This is a genomic window from Zwartia panacis (genome assembly GCF_030410395.1).
Classification (GTDB): domain Bacteria; phylum Pseudomonadota; class Gammaproteobacteria; order Burkholderiales; family Burkholderiaceae_B; genus Zwartia; species Zwartia panacis.
Genome location: NZ_JAUHHF010000008.1, coordinates 75,376 through 96,567 on the forward strand (window position 1 = coordinate 75,376; position 21,192 = coordinate 96,567).

Here is a 21,192-nt window from a genome sequence, read left to right on the forward strand (position 1 = left end):
CATGTCCCGCACAATTTTCGTCACAACAGCACTGCCCTATGCCAATGGCTCGTTCCATATCGGGCACATCATGGAATACATCCAGGCGGATATCTGGGTGCGCTCAATGCGTATGGCGGGACATACCGTACATTTCGTCGGTGCCGACGATACCCACGGCGCGCCCATCATGCTCAAAGCCGAGGCCGAGGGCATCACACCCCAGCAGCTCGTCGCGCGCATCGCAGCCGAACGCCCACAGTATCTTCAAGGCTTTCATATCGAGTTCGATCACTGGCACTCTACCGACTCGCCTGAAAACGTTGAATTATCCCAAGGCATTTATCGCAAGCTGCGCGAAGCCGGACTCATCGAAACCCGCGAAATCGAACAATTTTTTGATCCGGTCAAAGGCATGTTTTTGCCAGACCGTTACATCAAAGGCGAATGCCCAAAATGCCACGCCAAGGACCAGTATGGCGACTCCTGTGAAGCCTGCGGCGCCGTCTACGCCCCCACTGATTTAATTGATCCTTATTCCACCCTGACACAAGCGCGTCCGATCCTCAAAACCTCGGAGCACTTCTTTTTCAAACTGTCTGATCCACGCTGTGTGCAATTCCTGCAAGACTGGACAACAGGCACCAATGCCCAAGGGCACAAACGCCTGCAGTCCGAAGTGCTCGCCAAAACCCGCGAATGGCTCGGGCATGGCGAGGGTGACGATCAAGTGAATCTGGGCGACTGGGACATATCACGCGACGCCCCTTATTTCGGTATCGAAATTCCGGACGCCCCCGGCAAATATTTCTACGTATGGCTCGATGCGCCGGTGGGCTACCTCGCTTCGCTCAAAGCATACTGTTCCAAGCTTGGCATTGATTTCGACGCCCTGCTCACACCGGGCAACGCGACTGAGCAAGTCCACTTTATCGGCAAAGACATCGTGTATTTTCATGCGCTGTTCTGGCCCGCCATGCTGAAGTTTGCGGGACGCAAAACACCTGATCAACTCAATGTCCATGGCTTCATCACAGTCAGCGGCGAAAAAATGTCCAAGAGCCGGGGCACAGGCATTTCACCCCTGCGCTACTTGCAATTGGGCATGAATGCCGAGTGGATGCGCTATTACATCGCAGCCAAGCTCAACGCACGTGTCGAAGATATTGACTTTAATCCCGATGATTTTGTCGCGCGCGTCAACAGCGATCTGGTGGGTAAATACATCAACATCGCCAGCCGCGCCGCCAATTTCATCAGCAAGTACTTTGAGGGTCAGCTGGCTTACCCTGGGGATACCGGTCAATTATCCGCCCATTGGTTGCAAGCCGCCGAAACCATCCGCAATGATCTCGAGTCGCGCGAATACGGTCGTGCAATTCGTGAAATCATGGCCCATGCGGATCAGATCAACCAAGCGTTTGACGCCGCCCAGCCCTGGCTGATCGCCAAAGGTCTGACTGATGCCGATCCCGCAAAACGCGCCGCACTCCAGCACATCTGTTCAACAGCACTCGCAGGCTTTAAGGCGCTGACAGTCATGCTCACAGCGATTTTGCCCGTGCTGGCGCAGCGTGTGGCGCAAGAGCTGTTCGGTTTGTCGCGCACGTTCGTATGGGCAGATGCCGCAGAGTTACCCACCCATATCAGCCCATTCAAACATCTGATGCAGCGTGTCGAACCGGCTATGCTGGATGCCTTGTTTGACCTGCCCGCAGAGCCTTCAGGCAAGGACAAACCAAAAGCTGCCAAAGCAAGCGCACCGGCATCCTCTCATGCCGTCGCAGGCGCTGCCTCAAGCTCGGAAACGGCCGATGCCGCCGGCGAACTCATCCCGGGCGGCGAGCCGATCGCGTCCACCATTACGATCGATGACTTCATGAAAGTCGACATGCGCGTCGCACGTATCGTGGATTGCGCGCGCGTCGAAGGCTCTACCAAATTGCTGCAACTCACCCTGGATTTGGGCGAGGGTCGTCATCGCAATATTTTTTCTGGCATTCAGTCGGCATACGAGCCCGAACAGCTCAAGGGCCGCCTGACGGTTGTAGTCGCCAACCTAGCGCCTAGGAAGATGAAATTTGGCGTTTCAGAGGGAATGGTGCTTTCGGCAAGCCATTTCGACCAGAAAGCGCAGCCCGGTATTTATGTTTTGGATCCCGACTCAGGCGCGCAACCCGGTATGCGGATCCGCTAGGCCAGCGGCTGGGGTTTGAGCGCTGGATCAAGTGTCCGGCGCTCATCAAACACGAAACAGTTTCCGCTGTAGCCGATACCACCTGTTTCCTCGAAGTACTTGAGAATGCCGCCCTCGAGCTGGTAGACATTGTCAATGCCCACCTCGCGCATGTAAATCGCCGCTTTTTCACAGCGAATTCCACCCGTGCAGAAGCTGATGACCGTTTTCCCAGCCAATTCGTCTTTATGCTCAAGAACTGCCTGGGGAAACTCGGTGAACTTGGTTAGGTGCCAATTAATCGCACCATCAAAGGTGCCAGCCTCGACCTCAAAATCATTGCGTGTATCCAGTAAAACAACGGGGCGCCCCTCATCATCGCAACCCTCTGTAATCCAGCGCGCGGCGGTCTGCGCATCGACGGCAGGCGCGCGCCCCGCTTCGGGACGAATCGTCGGATGATTCATGCGAATGATTTCACGCTTGATTTTGACAAGCATTTTTTTGAAAGGTACATCGGGGGAGACGCTGTACTTGGCCTCAAGGTTCGCAAAGGCGGGATCTTGACGCAACCACGTGAGGAAATGATCGATGTTTTCCTGTGTGCCCGCCAAAAACATATTGATCCCCTCAGGCGTCAGCAATATCGTGCCTTTGAGCGCGTAAGTCTGTGTGCGCTCAAGCAGTTCAAGTCGGCGCTCTTCGAGATTGTCGAGGGACACGAACTTGTAGGCGGCAATATTGATAATTTGGGTCATTGTCTGATAGAGGGATGGCGGAACTGGGGGTGCAAAACTCAACGAACTGGGCGCTGGAGCGGGTGATGGGAATCGAACCCACGCTTGAGGCTTGGGAAGCCGCCGTTCTACCATTGAACTACACCCGCGCATGCACAACGCAAGGAAATTATACCTACTACAATATCGGCATGAATATCGTTCTCAATGGCCAACCTAAAACCCTGCCGGGCGCCCTGTCCGTCTCGGCGCTCATTGACCAGCTCGGTTACACGGGCAAGCGTATCGCGGTCGAGCGCAATGGCGAAATCGTACCCAAAAGCACTTATCCAAACGTTCAGCTCGAAGCGGGTGATCGTCTGGAAATTGTCGTGGCCGTTGGAGGAGGTTGATGATGCATCCTTCGCACATTCGTAGTTTCGTCAACAGACGCAGCCACATGACCAAGGGTCAGCAAGAAGCGCTCGACGCCTTCTTGAGCAAATGGTCGATCCCATACCGGCCCAACCTGCTGGATTTGACCGAGGCGTTTGGCGGACCTGCTCCAACGATTCTGGAAATTGGATTTGGGATGGGCGAGACAACTGAACAAATTGCACTTGCCAGACCGCAGGATCATTTTCTGGGTGTTGAAGTATTCAACGCGGGTGTGGGTGCCATGCTCAAACGCATCGAAGCCTCGGGACTCACGAACGTTCGCCTGATTCAGCACGATGCGGTCGAGGTGTTGCGTGACATGATCGCCCCCAACACGCTCGCGGGTGTTCACATCTATTTTCCGGATCCATGGCCCAAAAAACGTCATCACAAACGTCGCTTGATTCAGCCACCATTGATCGAGTTACTGGCCAGCAGAATGGCGCCAGGCGCCTACATTCACTGCGCCACTGACTGGGAGCACTATGCGCACCAGATGCTCGAAGTGCTTTCGGGTGAAAAAACACTTTCAAACACTTGCGAGGGTTTCTCTCCGCGGCCGGATTACCGTCCGCTCACAAAGTTTGAAAATAGGGGCTTGCGACTCGGTCACGGTGTATGGGACCTGATTTTCAAAAAAACGGCCTAAACACAATTGCCGCGATCAGGCACTAACGTCCGAAACCACCTAATTTGCCAAGATTTTTCATGCCGCCCATGGCACGCATCATCTTGGCCATGCCGCCTTTTTTCATTTGCTTCATCATGCCCTGCATCTGCTCGAACTGGTTGAGCATGCGATTGACTTCCTGAACAGGCACGCCGGCACCCGCCGCGATACGGCGCTTGCGCGAAGCTTTGAGCAACTCGGGTTTGGCGCGCTCAAGCGGAGTCATCGAGTTCAAAATACCTTCAGTGCGTCGCAATTGTTTTTCTGCCTGACCGCCCTGTAGCTGGCCGGCAGCTTGCGAAAATTGGGCAGGAAGCTTTTCAAGCAAAGCGCCCATATCACCCATCTTTTTGACCTGCGCGAGCTGGTCGCGAAAGTCGTTGAGATCGAACTTATCGCCGGACTTCATCTTGGCGGCAAGTTTTTGCGCCTCGGCGACATCGATGTTTTTCTGAGCTTGTTCAACCAGCGAGACAATATCGCCCATGCCCAAAACACGCTGGGCCATCCGCTCTGGGTGGAAAGGCTCAAGACCATCTAGTTTTTCGGAGACACCGACAAACTTGAGGGGCTTACCCGTGACATGACGTACGGACAATGCGGCGCCGCCGCGGGCGTCACCGTCGAGCTTGGTTAACACCACACCTGTCAAAGGCAAGGCCTCGCCAAACGCCCGCGCGGTATTGACCGCGTCCTGACCCTGCATGGCATCGACGACGAACAACGTCTCGATGGGCTTGAGAAAATCATGTAACGCGCGAATTTCGCGCATCATGGCTTCGTCGATCCCCAGGCGTCCAGCCGTATCGACGATCAGCACATCAAAATGGTGACGGCGCGCATAGTCCACCGCATTGCGTGCGATGTCTTCGGGCTTTTGCGTCACATCGGAAGGAATCCACTCGACACCCACTTGCTCGGCGACGGTCTTAAGCTGCTCGATTGCGGCCGGACGATACACGTCGGCACTGACGACAGCGACCTTCTTTTTGCCTGTCTTTCGCCCGTTTTGAACATGATTGCCCTCAGACAACCAGCGCGCGAGCTTGCCCGTCGTGGTGGTTTTACCCGCCCCCTGCAAACCAGCCATCAAAATAATCGCGGGTGGCTGCATCGCGAGCGACAACTCGCTGGCCTCCGCCCCCAAGTCACCACCCATCAGGGCCGTCAACTCCCGATGCACCACGCCCACGAGCGCCTGACCAGGGGAAAGGCTGCCAACCACCTCTTCGCCAAGAGCTTTTTCCTTGACGCGCGCGACGAAATCGCGAACGACAGGCAGAGAGACGTCCGCCTCCAGTAGGGCAAGACGCACTTCGCGCAGCATGTCCTGCGTATTGGTTTCAGTCAGTCGAGCTTCGCCCCGCATGGTCTTGACGACACGGGAAAGACGTTGGGTGAGATTTTCAAGCATGGTGACGGTTTCGCTTTACACTAGACATATGTCTGACAGTATTGTATTTCACTCACTCGCTGCGTTGGCTTATGCCGGCCTCGGTCTTGGGCTTTGTCGCTCCCTGTCATCGGATCCACCGATCGTCAAGGCGGGGAATGTTGCACGGCTCGGACTACTTTTAGCCATCATTTTGCACGGTATTGCCCTCAGGGAAACCGTCTTGCTCGACGGAAACCTCCGATTAGGTTGGTCAGCCGCGCTTTCAGCGGCGGTGTGGATCGGAATGCTGGTATTCTGGCTCGAAAGTCTGGTCATCCGAATTGATGGTCTTCAACTTTTACTTTTACCAGTCGGTACGACGGTCTGCCTCTTGGCGGCCTTGTTTCCACAGTCCCAATTAATTGCCCATGCGAACGACACAGGCTTGCGCATTCATTTACTGATCGCTTTATCCGCCTATGCGTTGGTCACGATTGCCGCGCTCCAGGCCATGCTGATGTCGGGCCTGGATCGCAGATTGCACTTTCCGCGCGAAGAAGGCGCTCACTCCGGGGCGTTTAGACGCGCGGTCGGGCGACTGCTGGATGCCCAGCCTCCCCTGCTTGCGCAAGAGCAAGTCCTTTTTCGTCTGATCTGGTTCGCCTTTGCCGCACTGACCCTGACGCTGGTCTCAGGCGCCTTGATTTCCCTGTCTTTGAGCGGCAAATGGTTGCCGCTTGATCACAAATCTATTTTTACTCTGTTGTCCTGGCTCACCTTTGGCATATTGATTGTTGGCCGACATCTACGCGGCTGGCGTGGACGAACCGCACTGCGCTACACCTTGGTGGGTTTTGCCTTTGTGGTGCTGGCTTACACAGGCTCACGCTTCGTCATGGAAGTCATCCTTCAAAGGTCTTGAGATGGGAAAAACGCTTTTCTGGATTGCTGTTTTCTTTGGCGTGCTGCTGGTCAGCCGCTACCTGTCGCATCAAGCGGCAAAGAAACGATTCCGCGGCGAACAGGATGCACAAGCGTTTCAAAAGAACCCTCTGCCAGGTTCTGAGGCCATGGTACGTTGTGCCCACTGCAATGTATATCTGCCTCGCTCGGAAGCTTTGCTCAGCCAAGGAGAGACTTGGTGCGGTGAAGCCCATGCCCAACTTGGACCGCGCCAGTCACGCTAAAGGTTCGTCATGAAGCTTGACACTCAGGGCTGGCTCGAACCGGCTGACAATATCTCCCTGCGTCCGTCCCCGAATTTTAACGAGCGACCTAAAAACATCGACATATCACTGCTTGTGATTCACAACATTAGTTTGCCACCGGGCCAATTCGGGACACCCTTTGTGGCAGATCTTTTTCTCAATCAACTTGAACTAAGTGCGGATCCCTGGTTTGAAGAAAATCTGAAGGGCCTGACTGTATCGGCGCATTTTTTTATTGATCGCACGGGTCATATCACGCAATTTGTTGCCGGCAATGCGCGAGCCTGGCACGCAGGCGTGTCGCTCCATGAAGGACGCGAACAGTGCAATGACTTTTCGTTGGGGATTGAGCTCGAGGGCACTGACACGCTTGCCTATACGGCACAACAATATCAGGCGCTCACGGATCTCACGCGCTGTTTGCGCGCACGCTACCCACTCACCGCAGTAAGAGGGCACTGCGACATCGCTCCCGGGCGCAAAACAGACCCGGGCCCCGCTTTTGACTGGGCGCGCTATGCCGCACTTGCCGGCTGGTCCGTCGCGGCGCTTCCCGCACCGCGACCAGACTCAGACGCACACGCAACGTCGACGGCTTAACCCAGCAAGAGCTGGTTGACACGCTTCACAAAAGCGGTCGGATCAGGCAGGGTAGAACCGTCCGCGAGTAAGGCTTGCTCGAACAGCAAACTCGCCCAGTCGTTGAAAAACTCGTCCGAAGCAGACTGCACACGTTTGACCAAAGCGTGCTCTGGATTGATTTCCAGCACAGGCAGAATATTCGGCGCCTGTTGTCCGGCAGCTTTGAGCATGCGCTGCAAATGTGGACTCAAGTCATTTTGTCCGACCACCACGCATGAGGGCGAATCCACGAGACGCAAGGTCACACGCACTTCTTTGACACGATCTTTGAGTGACTCTTGCAAACGCTCAACCAGCGGCTTGAACTGCTCCGCCACTTCGATCTGGTGCTTCTTTTCCTCTTCGTCGGCCAAGGCCTCCAGATCCAGCCCGCCCTTTGCAACGGAGACGAGCTTTTTGCCATCAAACTCACGCAGGTGAGACAACATCCACTCGTCGACGCGATCCCACATCACCAGTACTTCGATACCTTTTTTACGGAAGATTTCAAGGTGGGGGCTGTTGCGACCCGCGGTGTAACTGTCGGCTGTCACATAATAAATTTTGTCCTGCCCTTCTTTCATACGGGCAACGTAATCCTCGAGGGTCACGGTCTGCGCGTCGGAGTCTTCTTTGGTCGACGCAAAACGCAACAGCTTGGCGATACGTTCGAGGTTGGCCGCATCCTCGCCAGTGCCCTCTTTAAGGACCTGACCAAACTCCGCCCAGAAAGTCGCGTAATCCTCTTTTTTGTTTTCGGCTAGATCCTCGAGCAGACTCAAGATGCGTTTTGTTGAACCTTCACGGATCGCCTTGACGTCACGACTTTCCTGCAACAATTCACGCGAAACATTCAGCGGCAAATCAGCAGAGTCAATCACGCCGCGCACAAAACGTAAATAGGACGGCAGCATCTGCTCCGCATCGTCCATGATGAATACGCGCTTGACATAAAGCTTGACGCCACGACGCGCATCGCGATCCCACATATCAAAAGGCGCATGCTTAGGGATATATAGGAGCTGCGTGTATTCGCTGCGTCCTTCCACGCGGTTGTGGGTCCAGGCCAGCGGATCATCGTAGTCGTGTGAAACGTGCTTGTAAAACTCGCGGTACTGCTCATCGGTCACGTCGGACTTGCTACGAGTCCAGAGGGCGTTCGCCTGATTCACAGACTCCCACTCATCTTTTTTCACTTGCTCAGACTTTTCCTGATCCCACTCTTCTTTGCGCATCTGAACAGGCAAGGAAATATGGTCCGAGTAGCGACGCAAGACTTCGCGTAATTTCCAGCCACTGAGGAACTCGTCTTCGTCGGCGCGAAGATGCAAGACGACATCCGTGCCACGGCCCGCTTTTTCAGTCGTTCCAATTGAAAACTCGCCCTGGCCATCGGACTCCCAGACCACAGCCTGATCGGAAGGCAGACCCGCGCGACGGCTGCGAACCGTGACCTTGTCTGCAACGATAAAGGAGGAATAGAAGCCGACGCCAAACTGGCCGATCAGCTGCGCATCCTTTTGTTTGTCGCCAGTCAGTTTTGAGAAGAACTCACGGGTGCCAGAACGGGCAATTGTCCCGAGGTTGGCGATCGCTTCTTCTTTGGAGAGTCCGACACCATTATCGGAAATCGTGATCGTGCGTGCCGTTTTGTCGTAATCCACACGGACATGCAGCTCACCATCCCCCTCAAACAGCTCGGGATGGTCGATTGCTTCAAAACGTAACTTGTCGCACGCGTCGGAGGCGTTGGAGACCAGCTCGCGCAAGAAGATTTCCTTGTTGCTGTAAAGCGAATGGATCATCAGATGCAGCAGTTGCTTGACCTCTGCCTGAAATCCCAGTGTTTGAGAAGCGTCTGGCGACGCAGTAGTCTGATTCATAGTGCTCACCGTAAGTTATCCACAGAATGGCTTGACAATGGCTTGACTTAAGGGCGATGGGACGCCTCAGTCAAGCTGATGGAAGACATTTGGGGGGTAAAACGCCGATTTCAAGAGTCCGGGAATCCCTTGTCCGGTGATTTTGCCGGCGAAATCAGTTCGTAGCTGCCAACCGTGTAATCAGTTGTCCGACATCCGAACAGTTTTCAAGGTCGTCGATCAGATCAATCAGCGGCTCAGGCGATCCCATCGGCTCGGCAGAGAGCGCCCAGCAGCGATTGAACTTGCGCAGCTGCGCCTCTCGGCTCAAGGGGCGCCTCGGACTTGCCAGCATCGCGTCGATAGAATGTTGCAAGACCGTTCCATCGGTGAGCTTGACCGTTACCTGCTGAGGAACCAACGCGTTTGGATTAGGATTGTCATCCTTTTCCATCCGAACCTTGAGCGAGAGTGCGTACGTGGCGGGATCGCTCAGTGCTTGCCCGCGAAAGTGCATAGGATCCAGTTCGCCATGTTGCAACACCTTGGCCAGAACAAAAGGCATGCATAGGCGCGCGTAATTAGGTGTGGGGGTTTCGAGGCCGGGGCGGTTCACCAGATGATTCAGCAAAGACGGCCCTCGCACAATGATTTCGGCCACATCCGTTGCGACAAAACCCGACCGTTGACGCAAAATGCTCAAGCCCTCAATCCCGCCGTGCGTGGCGCGACCGCTGGGATATGGCTTATGACTGAGTTCAGTCAAACGCCAACGCTCGCCAAGCCCCTGCATTGCGGACTCGAGATCCCACTCGGTCTCGAACATCGGCAAATAGCCAAACCGCCCGGTTAAGGGGGTCTGCAAGCTGGGAAATCCAGCTTGCGCCAAGTCGCAGGACTGAAATGCTGCGCGTGCATTGACACCAATCTGCAAGGGCAAGACCACACTGCCTTCGGTGTGGGCCTGCATCGTGCCACTGACTTGAGCGAGTTGGTGACCGAACGCTGCCAGAGTCGTTTCTGCGTCAAAACCCCGCAGATTCGCCAAACCCGCCACGGCCCCAAAACCACCAGAGGCCGCTGGACGAAAAAATCGTAAACCAAGCTTGGACGCCATACCGATCGTGCAAGACACATCAACACCCGCGGCAATGGCTGCCAACAAGGCACAACCAGAAACAGGTCCGCGCAGCTGCGCCTCGGCGAGCAACACTGGCAACAAAGTTGCCATGGCGTGAAGGACCGCGCCCTCGTGCAGGCAATCAAACTCCTGGCAGTGGACTTGATAGGCATTGACCAGCACCGCCTGGGTGGCGGAGAGTCGAGTTTTTCGACCCCACAGCGTGATTTCGTGACCTGTGCCCCATTGACTGACCGCGGCGAGCAATGGGGTGATTTCAGGTGTGCTTCCCCCGGCAATACCCACACCGATTGAGTCAAGCAGGAAAATTTTAGCGTTCTCAATCGCCTCTGGCGACAGCTGTTCAGCACGCACACTCGCTGCGTGCTGCGCGAGTTTCGCATCTAGACTCAACATGATTTCAGTTCTCTTTTGTATGGACCACACGCTGGGGGTAAGGGATCTCGATGTTATTCGTATCAAAGGCGATTTTCAGATGGCGCAAAAACTCACGGCGAATCGGTCCATGCCACAAAGCAACCACTTTAATACGCGCTTTAATCATCACGGCTGACTCCGCCCATTGCTCGACACCTGCTATTTCGATGTCATCCAGAATTTTGTCGCCAAAATCCGGATCATGACGCAGCGCGGCAGAGACGTCTCTCATGATGTCGAAGACCTGATCGATGTCAGTCCGATAGGACACACCCACATCAATCACTGCAAAAGCAAAGTTGCGACTCAGATTGGTCACTGTCGTAATGACACCATTCGGAACGAAATGAACAGAACCCTGATAATCGCGCAAACGCACATACCGAAGGGTGACTTCCTCGACGAAACCGGCCTTGCCAGCCACCTCGACAATATCGCCCTGACGGATCTGATTTTCCAGCAGCATCACGATGCCGGTGAAGTAGTCTTTGACCACGCTTTGCGCGCCGAAACCAATGGCGATACCGGCCACACCCGCCGTGGCAAGAAGCGGAGCGATGGACACGCCCATCTCCGAAAGTGCCAGCATGATAGCCAGCACAGTGATCGTGACAGAAGTGATGTATCTAAATACGCGGCCCAGAGTCTGGACACGCTTTTTCTCCTCGTCATCATGACTCGCATGACTCAATCTGCTTTGCAGCATCCTGATTGAACGCATCACCAGACTGCGAAAGAGCCAGGCCAAGCACAGAATAATCACGACGTTGACCATCGAGAGCATCGGAGTCGCCCATTCGGGAATGGTCACACCGAAATAAGACTTCAGTAATTCGTTGAGTGTCTGCTGAAACATGCTGTTCGATCCAAGGAGAAACACTGGCGTCGTCAATAAGCTGCCAGTCGCAACCGGAGATTGAGTATAGAACACGGACTTGGTCTAGAATTGGTGCACAAAAAGCAAAAGCCCCCTCTTTTCGGAGATCGTCCATGACCGTCCAATCACGCCTGCGCCGCGCTGGCATACTGAGCTTGCTGAGTGCAACGCTGCTGAGCGCCGCCCACTTTTCTGCACAGGCTCAACATGCCGACAAATATCCATCGCAACCCATTACGATGGTGATCCCTCAGGCACCTGGGGGCACCAATGATATCGTGGGTCGTCTGATCGCCAACGAACTGGCCGAAGAGCTCAAGCAGTCCGTGGTCGTCACCAACAGACCTGGCGCGGGCGGTAACATCGGTACGGCACAGACCAAGTCCGCGGCTCCTGATGGGTATACCCTGTTGATGACTGTCAACAGCGCACAAGCGATCAACCCCTCTCTCTACAAAAACGTGGGCTTCGATCCCATCAAGGATTTCAGTCCGATCACCGTGGTGGGCGCTGTGCCGAACGTACTCGTTGTGCATCCAAGCTTTCCGGCCAAGACACTGGATGAGTTCATCGCGCTGATCAAAGCCAATCCTGGCAAATACCAATACGCATCGGCTGGCAACGGTACGCTCAACCACCTCCTGGGCGCCATGCTTGACCAGAAAGCTGGCCTGAAAATGGAGCACATCCCCTACAAGGGTGTCGCCCCCGCCATGATTGATGTGCTGGGCGGTCAGGTACCCATCGCGTTTGCCAGTCTCCCCTCAGCGCTGAACAACATCCGTCAGGGTAAATTGCGCGCGATCGGCGTGAGTACGGACAAGCGTTCACCTGCACTGCCTGACGTCCCCGCCATCAACGAGAAAATCCCTGGCTTCTCGGGTGATCTCTGGATTGGTCTGTTTTCCATCGCAGGTACACCACAGGACATCACTGACAAGCTTTACGCAACCGTGTCGCGCATCATGCAAAAGCCCGCTGTGCAAAAACGCTTGTCTGATTTGGGCGTAGAGCTGTACTTTGATACGCCCGCGCAGTTCAAAGCAAGGCTCGCCAAGGACATCGAACAGTGGCGCGAAATTGTCAAGGTCTCTGGCGCCAAGGTCGACTAGCTGATCATCTCATCGGCGCAGAAAGAGACGCTCATCGCGTCTCTTTTTTTATGTCGCATCAATATCCAGCATCGGGATTAATTCATCTTAATTTTGAGCTCTTGAATGACTGGACTCCAGCGTGTCAGTTCAGCTTTGATAAAGTCATTCAAAAACTCAGATGTCGAACTGACCAGTTCGATTGATGCGAGTCGGTCACCCAGTTCAGGATTTGCCATGATTTGCTTGACCTCAGCATTGAGTTTCGCGATGACAGCAGGCGGCGTTCCGGCAGGCGCCAACAAACCAAACCATTCCGTTGTCACGACATCCAAACCCTGTTCTTTGAAAGTTGGAATATCAGGCATCGAAGCGTAACGCTTGTCAGAGGAAATGCCCAAGGCCTTGAGCTTGCCGGCTTTCAATTGAGGCTGCACCTGACCCAGGGTTGCAAACGTCATCGCAAGATGACCCGACATCACATCCAACATGGCGGGCGTTCCACCCTTGTACAAGATGTGAGTCATATCGAGACCTGTCTGTTTTTTGATCAACTCAGCCGTCAAATGTGTCATCGAACCCGCGCCTGCTGAACCATAATCAAGCTTGATCTTGTTAGCCTTGCCCAGAGCAATCAACTCTTTGATATTGCTCGCAGGGTAATTGGGATTGGCGACTGCAAGCACAGGCGCTTGTGCCAGCAAGCTTACCGCGGTGAAATCCTTTAACGTGTCAAAGGGCATGCTAGCCTGCATCGCAGGGTTCGTCGTGTGGCTACTCACCCCCACCAAGAGCGTATAGCCATCGGGCGGAGACTTCGCGACGAGTGTCGAACCAATCAAAGTACTAGCCCCAGGCTTGTTTTCCACCAGGACAGGCTGCCCCCATTTTTCCTGTAATTTCTGGGCAATCGCCCGACCCAGGGTGTCCGTGGATCCGCCAGGCGGATAGGGCACGATAATCTTGATGGGCTTGTCGGGATATTTATCTGCCGCACTTTGTGCCGCTACAGGCTGAATCGCCAACGCCAATAAACCTACTGCGGATAATCCCAACAGGCTGCGACGAAGGTTGCGCAAGATATAATTTCTCATTATTAGTCTCCTATAACCTGATTGAAGGTTTTTTGTTGTAGCGTCGATGCTACTTCAGGTCGCGCTCTGGCACTAGATGGTTTGCCCGGGCATGCTCTGGTCACAACCTTATTGCCCACTTCCATGTCCGACTTTTCACTTCTGCGCACTGCAGTGATCCTTGCAAGTGCTTTAACGATTTCGTCCGCTCAAGCGACCAGCGAACCCTCCGTGCCTTGGTACACGAGCGCCTGGACGCATGCCAAAGACACCTGGCGCGATGGTGATATCGAGGCTTATGTTCCTTTTTGGAGCTATCACCTCCCCTTTGCCTACACGCCGTCCCAGAGGGCCGAGTACGTCGAATATCCTGCAGGCTTCGGACTTGGTAAAGGACGCTACAACAAAAGCGGCAATTGGGAAGGGATGTATGCGATGGGCTTTCGCGATTCCCATGGAGACCCGTCCTTTATGGTGGGTTATGGCTGGATTCCGACATGGAATATCGGTAGCAGCGAAGTGAAGGCTGGCGTGGGCTTGACGGGATTCTTAATGTCTCGCAAGGATTACTTTGGGGGCATTCCATTCCCGGGCGTGCTGCCCATTGCCTCGATCGGCTACAAAAACTTATCGGCACAGGCCGCATACATCCCTGGCGGCCAGGGCAATGGTAATGTTTTATTCATGTGGGGCAAGTGGACGTTCAAATAAGGATTCGGGTTTTTGCCGCGGGCAGAAATTCAAAAGCTCGGCTATACTTATAGGCTCAATGCGTTGCCCGGGTGGTGAAATTGGTAGACGCAGGGGACTCAAAATCCCCCGCCGCAAGGCGTGCCGGTTCGATTCCGGCCCCGGGCACCACGGTTTGTAATCTATTGATTTTAAAAAATATTTTTGGCGTTTCCCGTCAAATGGGAGCAAGCAGTAATTACACTCTGTTGATGAATTGAACGCGCTGCAGTTCGATCTACATTAGCCTCAGCGTGTCATTGACGAGCTCAAGCACCTCCCTTACTAGCCACGTCCGAATTCAGAGCGCGCTGTTGTAACTCGAACTTACGTTCACGCGAGCCAGTCGGACACCAGAAGACTGGGATGGCTGACACCGAAACATATTCAACCTACAATTCAAGTCATGGAGACATTGAACGAGCTGCGCTTTGCAATCAGCGACCGTCTGAACGATGGAGAGGTCGGGCCTAAGCACGTGCCTTTGAGTCTGTTGGGTGACTTCCAAAAAGATGTTACCGAATTTCTGCGTGGCTCAGTTAGAGACATCGATGCCAGTGAAGTAATCGTCGCTATTGAGGAAGGCTCACTAGCTCTAGTGGCTTCTGGTTTGTTGGCAACAGCCACACTCTGGGCCGATCTTGACCGCCTGAAGTCGTCTGGCAGTCTTAATCAAATTGACCCCAAGCGTGCTGCAGTGATCGAACGCTGGCAAGCAGCATCGCATCAGAACCCACATCGCAAGTATCGGATTGCCGTCCCGAGGGCTGCAAATACCGGAGTGTCGATTGATTCAGAAACAAATTTCCGTAGAGATGAAGAGGTCTGGGTAACTGTCGAAAAGTACATCCATGGCAGGGTGCTCGATTGGGGTGGCAAAACCAAACCTAATGTCCATTTAGAATTGGATGACGGTACGGTCTTGAAAGTCGCGGCTAGCCAAACACTACTCAAGCAAGAAAAGCAAAACCTGCTGTACAGACCCACACTGCTTCACATCACAGCTCAGGAGAACCTTTTTACGGGCGCCCTGCGCAATCCGACATTACTGGCATTTGAAACAAACCAACCAAGCTATGACGAGGCTGAGTTTCAAGAAATGGTTAAACGCGGCACAGTGGCATGGGCAGACACCCCGAATGCAACACAATGGTTAGAGGACTTGCGTGGAGGGCGAGCATGACGGTGTCAGTTCTGCTCGATACCAGCTATCTAATCACATTAATCGATCTGAACCGCCCGCACCACGACACGGCCGCCAAGTTTTACCGGCTAATGCTCGAAGAGCAGATCCCGATGTATTTCTCTGTGATCGCTGCTGCGGAGTTCTCTATCAAGCAGCCGATTACTGACCTACCGCTGAGGAATTTCCACTGCATCCCATTCAATCTCGCTCATTCAACCGAGTCAGCGAGGCTATGGAATGCGCTTGGGTCGCGTGATAAAGGTGATAGCAGAGTTGTGGTGCGAGATGACGTGAAACTGCTAGGTCAGGCCGCTCACGAGTCCATTCCGTTGATTCTGACAGAAGATGCGTCGACTCTTTTTAAATATTGTGATCGTCTGCGACTCGCTGGCGTATGCTCAGTACGTCCCATCAAACTCGCAGACGGTTATGACCCTAGTGCTTTACGGTCGGATGGGCAACGAGAATTGACTCTAAATGACGACTAGACCCCAACGCTGGCCCAAGCAATGCTGAGGTTGGTTGCAGAGCAACCGGATGGTATCCAATCTACTTTTAAAAATTGTCACTGTTGCACCCTGTTGACACCGTTGGTAGACGAAAATATTCGATACAGTCGCACTCATGAAATTAGAAAAAACCGTTTCAGCTCATAGGAAGCTAAGCATTGCCGCCATGAGACGTGCCGTCGCTAGCGCCACTGCTGTTGAAACAGGACAAAACGTTCAATCGCTCGAGCAAAAAATTAAAAGAAAAGTAAGAACCCAAAAGACGACCTGCGGTCAGGTTATGGCTGCATACCGGTTAGCACTTGTCCGACCAGTATTCAGATCGGATAACTGCTGCCCAAGGTATCGGGCAATCGAACGCATACCGTACAGCCCAGCTTCGGCTTCAGCATCGCTGTTGTAATTGGTGTTGGTGTTGACATCGTAGGTGTAGATCTCCCCAGTCTCGTCAGCAATGAACTCAATTCCGGCAATCTCTATTCCGTTTTCGGCGATGAAGCGCTGATAACGTTCTATGACAGGATGATTAAAACCCTCGATGATCTGAAAGCGCGGGGCTGGCGTTTCAGGTGCCGTTTCGCCCACTGGACAAAAAGCATCACCGATCTGGCAAACATCCGCTGGACAAAGCTCAAACCCGAGCGAAGTATCAACACGCACAGCATAAAGGAACTTGCCGCCCACGAATTCGACGCGCGTAATGTTAGGCTGTGGTGCGCGAATGTATTGCTGGATCAGCGTGATGCCGTCGACGGAAGGTTCGAACTGCTCACTGTTCACATAGTCCTGCAGGGCATCGATATTGTGGAAAAGTTGAACACCCAGCCCTTTGCCTGCGCGATTATGTTTGGTGATGAATGAGCCCGTCATCTGGCGGGCGGCTTCGATGATGTGTTGCTTGCCGACTGCAGCAATGGTGATGGGAGTCTTGACCCCGTAATTCTGCAAGGCAACATACTGTGCGACCTTGCTAATTTCTAGCTGCAGGGCGCGACTGTTGTTCACAACACGACGGCCGTGAGCCTCGAGCCAGGACAGCACTGCTGCCGTGTATTCGGGCGCGTAGCGGTGATCGCGAGTGTGCGATGAGGCACTCATCCGGTTGTAGAAAACTCCCTCGGGCGGAGGCACGGACAGATCGAGCTTGCCTTCGTCCAGAAACCACTCCTCGAAAGGCAGATCCAGCTCCCCAAAGGCTACTTGCAATGGCTCCACCCAGGCAGAGTTCTCATGAATCACATAAATTTTCGACATATTCCATCTTCACGAGGCCGGCTACACAATGGCAGTCCGGAACGGCACACCTAACCGTTTAATCAGCATAATAAAACCCCATGCAAACCAAAACGATATTCTCGTAATTTCTTTATAGCGAATCACCCGGCGTTTTTTTTATGACCGTACAAGTGGCTCGAACAAACCAAAAAACTTGCTTTGGACAGGCTCAAAATCAACTCTCACTTGCTGATCGGTAACCTTCAATGTCTAACGCTGATGGCATACAAACTCGGGGTATTGCACTTTTAGTGGTGGGTGCCAACACCCTCTCACTCTGGCGCTCGCTGCTGCTGGTTGGCGTTTGAATCGACGGATAACACTGGCTTGCCTACACTTTTCTCCAATCACTCACTCATCGATCGCTCGACCCTCAGTCCACTGAAGCACGAAGAATTTCAAGGACGCCAGTGAGATCTTTTACCGTATGGCTCGGCGGTGAACCCAGTCTCTCGGGCGGCAGCTGTTGCCGGTTTACCCAGCACGTCCGAAACCCAAACCAGGTGGCACCTAACACATCCCAAGCGTTAGAGGAAACGAATAGCAGTGATGAGACGGGCAACTGCAATAGGCTCGGCGCCAACTCATAACAAACCGGACTCGTTTTAAATTGTCTGACACTGTCAACTGAAATGATGTGATCGAGACTGGCCTGAAGTCCTGAGGTTTTCGCTGCGCAGGACAGCATTTCAGGTGAGCCATTGGAAAGGATTGCTGTCGACAAACCAATGGCCTTAACCTGACGCAGAACACCTGCGCTTTCAGGATAGGCATCCAACCTGGAGTAACTGTCCATTAGCTCGTCAACTTGGGCCTGAGTGTGCTGCAAGTCCAGTCGAATCAGGCTGTATTCCAAGGCATAGCGAGTCAGGGACCAAAACGACTCGTAAAAGCGACTGCCCTTTGCTGATGGATCAGACAATGACACGAGCCGCGAGTATTCAATCTGCTTATCACGCCACAATATCGATATCGCCCCGCCAAAGCCGGGAAAGATTTGTTCAGCCTTTTGGCCGATCGAATAAACATCAAATAGAGTACCGTAGGCGTCGAACACCACACCACGAATATTAGTCATTATTAAGTTCCTTATTAGATTTGCCTATCGGCGCGCCCATTCCTACCCATATCTGAAAAAACATCACCTATCCAATTAACTAACCCCAGATAAACTATCTAAGCATGCCAATGTTGCGCTTAGTGGTAAGCCATGTGACCAGCCACTTGATCAGCCACCAAGCATCTGCCAATTAGGGGTGCGCTCGGTAGTCTCACTGACTGTCTCACTGGCCAGATTCGCTTTCACTCTCATCGAGACTGAATTCATTTAATAAATCGTGAGCCGAAAGAACTTCAGCCGCCTGCGCAACTGTTCGTCGAATCAATTCGTCATCTAAAGTTGGCAGCAAATCCGTCGCAGTTCCCGTTAAACCGGTAGGCTCAGCCTTCAGGCCCCCACCAGAGGGCAACAGCGTGAATTGCCCGCTACAGCTTCTACAAAAGATGACTTTGTTGACGCGATACTCTCGCTGAACCACCAGGGTTGGACCGCACATTGGGCAGGTCTGCAGTGGTATGCCATCATCACTGTGACCCATCACATGTTCTAGCTCACCCTTTTGCCCAAGCACCAAAAAATGCCCCACCAATAAATCGTCAAATTGAGAGCCACGCGCTGACTGCAGGATCGCAAGCGCGTCGTCTTTGGGCATACCAGGGCGGTAGGGCCGATGACTGGTCATGGCGTCAAAGGCGTCGCAAATACCAACAATGCGTGCCATTAGTGGGATTTCATCGCCCTTCAACCCCAGCGGGTAGCCATGCCCGTCAGGACGCTCGTGGTGTGAATACACAGCATCTTGAATGAGGCCAGACAGAGGATGTCCGGAAATCATGCGCCGCCCAAATCGGGATGGGTTTTTATGACGCTGAACTCAGCCTCAGTGAGTCGACTCGGTTTACGCAAAACATCATCTGGCACACCAATTTTTCCGACATCATGCAAAAGAGCACCCAATCCCCCCTTCGCTGCGAATGCCGCATCAAAGCCCGCTTGTCGGGCAAGCAAATACGCATATCTCGAGACACGCCACAGGTGGCCTCCGGCGTAAGGGTCACGGGCTTGCACAAACCATGCCATGGTCAGCAAGCTCGCTAACATTTGTTTGGCGTACGCGACTAGAACACTTGACCTTGGATCAGGTGATCTGACCCCTGTGATCGACCGAAAGAGTTGTTTTGCTAGTTGCATACATCGTTCCTAATCAATTGCCCTGGCATAACGATCTACGGCCGTCTGATCAAGCAATCGCGAAGCTATCGCTCTGGAACTCGATCAACGCTTAATTACTATTCGGTTTTTTTAAGCGGTTTAGTTACGTCAGAATTTGGTAAGGCACTGCAGAACAAAACTCATCAAATGTGAGTGCACTGGTTTGACTCCAGCCGGCTATAGGACCACATGAGGCATTACACTATGACGTTGGCTCTAAGCCGTATTGTCGGGACGGTTTTCTCATGGTGACGAGCTCCTCGGCAGCGGTTGGGTGCACTGCTAGCGTGGCATCGAGCATTGATTTGGTAGCCTTTGCTTGTAGCGCAACACCGATTAACTGCGCCATCTCGCCGGTGTCAGGACCAATGGCATGAAATCCGACGACTAGGTCGGTTTTTCGATCTACTAGAAGTTTCATAAACATTTTGGCGTGATGGCCAGACAGTGTCGCTTTCATTGGCCGGAAATGCGCCGTGTAGACATCAAGCTCCGGAAACCTAGCAAGCGCCTGATCCTCTGTCAGCCCAACTGTGCCCATCTCAGGGGTGGTAAAGACGGCGGTTGGTACCAGCGAGTGGTCAACAGTAACTGTTCGGCCACCAAATACGGTATCTGCAAACGCATGGCCTTCCCGTATTGCCATTGGCGTGAGATTGACACGATTGGTGACATCACCCACGGCATAGATATTGGGGACGCGGGTGCGCGAATGCTCGTCAACCGGGATTGCACCTGCTGAATCGAGGTCGATGCCAACCACCTCTAGCCCAAGCCCATCGACGCGAGGCTTGCGTCCGATGGCTTTAAGCACGGCGTCCACTTCCATGACATTGCCATCATCAAAGCTAACCATAAGCCCCTGTGGACTAGATCGAACCTCCGAAATTTTGGTGCTCGGGTGCAGCACAAGTCCAGATTGCGCGAGCTCCTGCTCGAGATGGTTCTGCAAATCAGTATCGAACCCGCGCAATAACTTATTACCCCTGTAGGCCACGTGCACTGCTGAGCCTAGGTTTTGCAATACACACGCCAATTCCAAGGCGATATAACCAGCACCCTGCACCAGCACTCGCTTGGGTTGTTTCTCCAGCAGAAAGAAATCATTGGAATCGATGCACAGCTCGTGGCCCTTGATCTGGGTGTCAGTGACCGGTGTGGCGCCCGTGGCAATCAGGATGGTGTTGCCCGAAATAGTCTGGCCTTGGCCAACCGCAACTTCGGTTGCGCTAATCAGTCGTGCACTGCCTTCATAAATGTCCACACCCGCAGTCTCGAGGTTTTGGCGGTAGATTGCCTCAAGGCGCGACACCTCTTGGTCACGACGACTTTTAAGGTCAGACCAATCAAAGCTAGCCCCGCTCACTCGCCAACCAAATCCAACGGCTTCCTCAAATTCAATGGGGAACCGACTGGCATAAACCATCAGTTTTTTAGGGACACAACCCCGAATGACACAAGTGCCACCCATCCGATAAGACTCGATAAGCGCCACCTTGGCACCGTACTGTGACGCAATCCTGGCCGCACGAACACCACCCGAACCACCACCTATAACAATCAAATCGTACATCTAG

General features: G+C 53.5%; 18 protein-coding genes, 2 tRNA genes and 2 pseudogenes. 11 read left to right on the forward strand and 11 right to left on the reverse strand.

The genetic code is table 11. The features are described from left to right. Position 1: 1 nt before the first annotated feature. Positions 2-2,176, forward strand: coding sequence for a methionine--tRNA ligase (gene metG / locus QWY30_RS11445; RefSeq protein ID WP_290241125.1), 2,175 nt, complete (start codon positions 2-4; stop codon positions 2,174-2,176). Here metG and QWY30_RS11450 read toward each other — a convergent pair. Both QWY30_RS11450 and QWY30_RS11455 read right to left on the reverse strand, forming a co-directional pair. Then, positions 2,173-2,913: a sulfurtransferase gene (locus QWY30_RS11450; protein ID WP_290241127.1), complete on the reverse strand. Its 741-nt coding sequence runs from the start codon at positions 2,911-2,913 to the stop codon at positions 2,173-2,175. The two genes, metG and QWY30_RS11450, sit on opposite strands and share 4 nt — an antisense overlap. A gap of 54 nt (positions 2,914-2,967) precedes the next feature. After that, positions 2,968-3,041: transfer RNA gene (locus QWY30_RS11455), tRNA-Gly, on the reverse strand. Between the two features lie 42 nt (positions 3,042-3,083). Here QWY30_RS11455 and thiS point away from each other — a divergent pair. Then, on the forward strand, positions 3,084-3,284 hold the full coding sequence (gene thiS, locus QWY30_RS11460) for a sulfur carrier protein ThiS (RefSeq protein ID WP_290241129.1): 201 nt from the start codon (positions 3,084-3,086) through the stop codon (positions 3,282-3,284). A gap of 11 nt (positions 3,285-3,295) precedes the next feature. Beyond that, positions 3,296-3,958, forward strand: a pseudogene (gene trmB / locus QWY30_RS11465) (tRNA (guanosine(46)-N7)-methyltransferase TrmB); the annotation flags it as partial. 22 nt (positions 3,959-3,980) lie between these two features. On the opposite strand, the gene ffh reads toward trmB, so the two are convergent. Further along, positions 3,981-5,393 carry a signal recognition particle protein gene (ffh, locus tag QWY30_RS11470; RefSeq protein WP_290241133.1) on the reverse strand — a complete coding sequence of 471 codons (1,413 nt, stop codon included), beginning with the start codon at positions 5,391-5,393 and terminating at the stop codon, positions 3,981-3,983. 28 nt (positions 5,394-5,421) lie between these two features. Between ffh and QWY30_RS11475 the strand changes: the two genes are divergently transcribed. Genes QWY30_RS11475 through ampD form a run of 3 tightly spaced genes read left to right on the forward strand, consistent with a single transcriptional unit; the run spans position 5,422 to position 7,162 of the window. Then, positions 5,422-6,276, forward strand: coding sequence for a cytochrome C assembly family protein (locus QWY30_RS11475; protein ID WP_290241135.1), 855 nt, complete (start codon positions 5,422-5,424; stop codon positions 6,274-6,276). 1 nt (position 6,277) lies between these two features. Then, positions 6,278-6,541 (forward strand): PP0621 family protein, encoded by a 264-nt coding sequence (locus QWY30_RS11480; protein ID WP_290241137.1) that lies wholly within the window; start codon positions 6,278-6,280, stop codon positions 6,539-6,541. Positions 6,542-6,550: 9 nt separating this feature from the next. After that, positions 6,551-7,162 (forward strand): 1,6-anhydro-N-acetylmuramyl-L-alanine amidase AmpD, encoded by a 612-nt coding sequence (gene ampD / locus QWY30_RS11485; protein WP_290241138.1) that lies wholly within the window; start codon positions 6,551-6,553, stop codon positions 7,160-7,162. Here ampD and htpG read toward each other — a convergent pair. From htpG to QWY30_RS11500, 3 genes are all read right to left on the reverse strand, one after another. Beyond that, positions 7,159-9,066, reverse strand: a complete 1,908-nt coding sequence (gene htpG, locus QWY30_RS11490) for a molecular chaperone HtpG (protein WP_290241140.1) — start codon at positions 9,064-9,066, stop codon at positions 7,159-7,161. The genes ampD and htpG overlap by 4 nt on opposite strands. A gap of 154 nt (positions 9,067-9,220) precedes the next feature. Continuing rightward, positions 9,221-10,582, reverse strand: coding sequence for an MmgE/PrpD family protein (locus tag QWY30_RS11495; RefSeq protein WP_290241142.1), 1,362 nt, complete (start codon positions 10,580-10,582; stop codon positions 9,221-9,223). Positions 10,583-10,586: 4 nt separating this feature from the next. Further along, positions 10,587-11,459, reverse strand: a complete 873-nt coding sequence (locus QWY30_RS11500) for a mechanosensitive ion channel family protein (RefSeq protein WP_290241144.1) — start codon at positions 11,457-11,459, stop codon at positions 10,587-10,589. A gap of 134 nt (positions 11,460-11,593) precedes the next feature. Here QWY30_RS11500 and QWY30_RS11505 point away from each other — a divergent pair, with 134 nt between their 5' ends. Continuing rightward, positions 11,594-12,592, forward strand: coding sequence for a Bug family tripartite tricarboxylate transporter substrate binding protein (locus tag QWY30_RS11505; RefSeq protein WP_290241146.1), 999 nt, complete (start codon positions 11,594-11,596; stop codon positions 12,590-12,592). A gap of 77 nt (positions 12,593-12,669) precedes the next feature. Here QWY30_RS11505 and QWY30_RS11510 read toward each other — a convergent pair whose 3' ends face one another. Further along, entirely contained in the window at positions 12,670-13,665 is a 996-nt protein-coding gene (locus QWY30_RS11510) for a Bug family tripartite tricarboxylate transporter substrate binding protein (RefSeq protein ID WP_290241147.1), read from the reverse strand. Positions 13,666-13,788: 123 nt separating this feature from the next. Here QWY30_RS11510 and pagP point away from each other — a divergent pair, with 123 nt between their 5' ends. The 4 genes from pagP (at position 13,789) to QWY30_RS11530 (ending at position 16,047) form a co-directional block, all read left to right on the forward strand. Then, a complete protein-coding gene (pagP, locus tag QWY30_RS11515) occupies positions 13,789-14,355 on the forward strand; it encodes a lipid IV(A) palmitoyltransferase PagP (RefSeq protein ID WP_290241149.1) in 567 nt (188 codons plus the stop codon). A gap of 65 nt (positions 14,356-14,420) precedes the next feature. Next, a tRNA-Leu gene (locus QWY30_RS11520) sits at positions 14,421-14,505 on the forward strand. Between the two features lie 274 nt (positions 14,506-14,779). Continuing rightward, positions 14,780-15,556, forward strand: a complete 777-nt coding sequence (locus tag QWY30_RS11525) for a hypothetical protein (protein ID WP_290241151.1) — start codon at positions 14,780-14,782, stop codon at positions 15,554-15,556. Further along, positions 15,553-16,047 carry a hypothetical protein gene (locus QWY30_RS11530; RefSeq protein WP_290241153.1) on the forward strand — a complete coding sequence of 165 codons (495 nt, stop codon included), beginning with the start codon at positions 15,553-15,555 and terminating at the stop codon, positions 16,045-16,047. Before QWY30_RS11525 ends, QWY30_RS11530 begins: the two co-directional genes overlap by 4 nt. Before the next feature lie 294 nt (positions 16,048-16,341). Here the strand turns inward: QWY30_RS11530 and QWY30_RS11535 are convergent, their stop codons facing one another. The 4 genes and pseudogenes from QWY30_RS11535 to gorA all read right to left on the reverse strand — a co-directional run bounded on the left by QWY30_RS11535 (position 16,342) and on the right by gorA (position 21,188). Continuing rightward, a complete protein-coding gene (locus tag QWY30_RS11535) occupies positions 16,342-17,322 on the reverse strand; it encodes an ATP-grasp domain-containing protein (RefSeq protein WP_290241155.1) in 981 nt (326 codons plus the stop codon). A gap of 394 nt (positions 17,323-17,716) precedes the next feature. Further along, a complete protein-coding gene (locus tag QWY30_RS11540; RefSeq protein WP_290241157.1) occupies positions 17,717-18,421 on the reverse strand; it encodes a haloacid dehalogenase type II in 705 nt (234 codons plus the stop codon). Between the two features lie 205 nt (positions 18,422-18,626). Then, a pseudogene (locus tag QWY30_RS15925) lies at positions 18,627-19,594 on the reverse strand (HD-GYP domain-containing protein). 223 nt (positions 19,595-19,817) lie between these two features. Further along, entirely contained in the window at positions 19,818-21,188 is a 1,371-nt protein-coding gene (gorA, locus tag QWY30_RS11555; RefSeq protein WP_290241163.1) for a glutathione-disulfide reductase, read from the reverse strand. Positions 21,189-21,192 lie beyond the last annotated feature (4 nt).

Bases quoted from the DNA above. Each gene is read 5' to 3' on its own strand.
- QWY30_RS11480 (WP_290241137.1), top strand. From the start codon at position 6,278: ATGGGAAAAACGCTTTTCTGGATTGCTGTTTTCTTTGGCGTGCTGCTG.
- thiS (WP_290241129.1), top strand. From the start codon at position 3,084: ATGAATATCGTTCTCAATGGCCAACCTAAAACCCTGCCGGGCGCCCTG.
- gorA (WP_290241163.1), bottom strand. From the start codon at position 21,188: ATGTACGATTTGATTGTTATAGGTGGTGGTTCGGGTGGTGTTCGTGCG.
- QWY30_RS11505 (WP_290241146.1), top strand. From the start codon at position 11,594: ATGACCGTCCAATCACGCCTGCGCCGCGCTGGCATACTGAGCTTGCTG.
- ffh (WP_290241133.1), bottom strand. From the start codon at position 5,393: ATGCTTGAAAATCTCACCCAACGTCTTTCCCGTGTCGTCAAGACCATG.
- QWY30_RS11475 (WP_290241135.1), top strand. From the start codon at position 5,422: ATGTCTGACAGTATTGTATTTCACTCACTCGCTGCGTTGGCTTATGCC.
- QWY30_RS11450 (WP_290241127.1), bottom strand. From the start codon at position 2,913: ATGACCCAAATTATCAATATTGCCGCCTACAAGTTCGTGTCCCTCGAC.
- QWY30_RS11525 (WP_290241151.1), top strand. From the start codon at position 14,780: ATGGAGACATTGAACGAGCTGCGCTTTGCAATCAGCGACCGTCTGAAC.
- QWY30_RS11495 (WP_290241142.1), bottom strand. From the start codon at position 10,582: ATGTTGAGTCTAGATGCGAAACTCGCGCAGCACGCAGCGAGTGTGCGT.
- QWY30_RS11500 (WP_290241144.1), bottom strand. From the start codon at position 11,459: ATGTTTCAGCAGACACTCAACGAATTACTGAAGTCTTATTTCGGTGTG.
- htpG (WP_290241140.1), bottom strand. From the start codon at position 9,066: ATGAATCAGACTACTGCGTCGCCAGACGCTTCTCAAACACTGGGATTT.
- QWY30_RS11540 (WP_290241157.1), bottom strand. From the start codon at position 18,421: ATGACTAATATTCGTGGTGTGGTGTTCGACGCCTACGGTACTCTATTT.
- QWY30_RS11535 (WP_290241155.1), bottom strand. From the start codon at position 17,322: ATGTCGAAAATTTATGTGATTCATGAGAACTCTGCCTGGGTGGAGCCA.
- QWY30_RS11510 (WP_290241147.1), bottom strand. From the start codon at position 13,665: ATGAGAAATTATATCTTGCGCAACCTTCGTCGCAGCCTGTTGGGATTA.
- pagP (WP_290241149.1), top strand. From the start codon at position 13,789: ATGTCCGACTTTTCACTTCTGCGCACTGCAGTGATCCTTGCAAGTGCT.
- ampD (WP_290241138.1), top strand. From the start codon at position 6,551: ATGAAGCTTGACACTCAGGGCTGGCTCGAACCGGCTGACAATATCTCC.
- QWY30_RS11530 (WP_290241153.1), top strand. From the start codon at position 15,553: ATGACGGTGTCAGTTCTGCTCGATACCAGCTATCTAATCACATTAATC.
- metG (WP_290241125.1), top strand. From the start codon at position 2: ATGTCCCGCACAATTTTCGTCACAACAGCACTGCCCTATGCCAATGGC.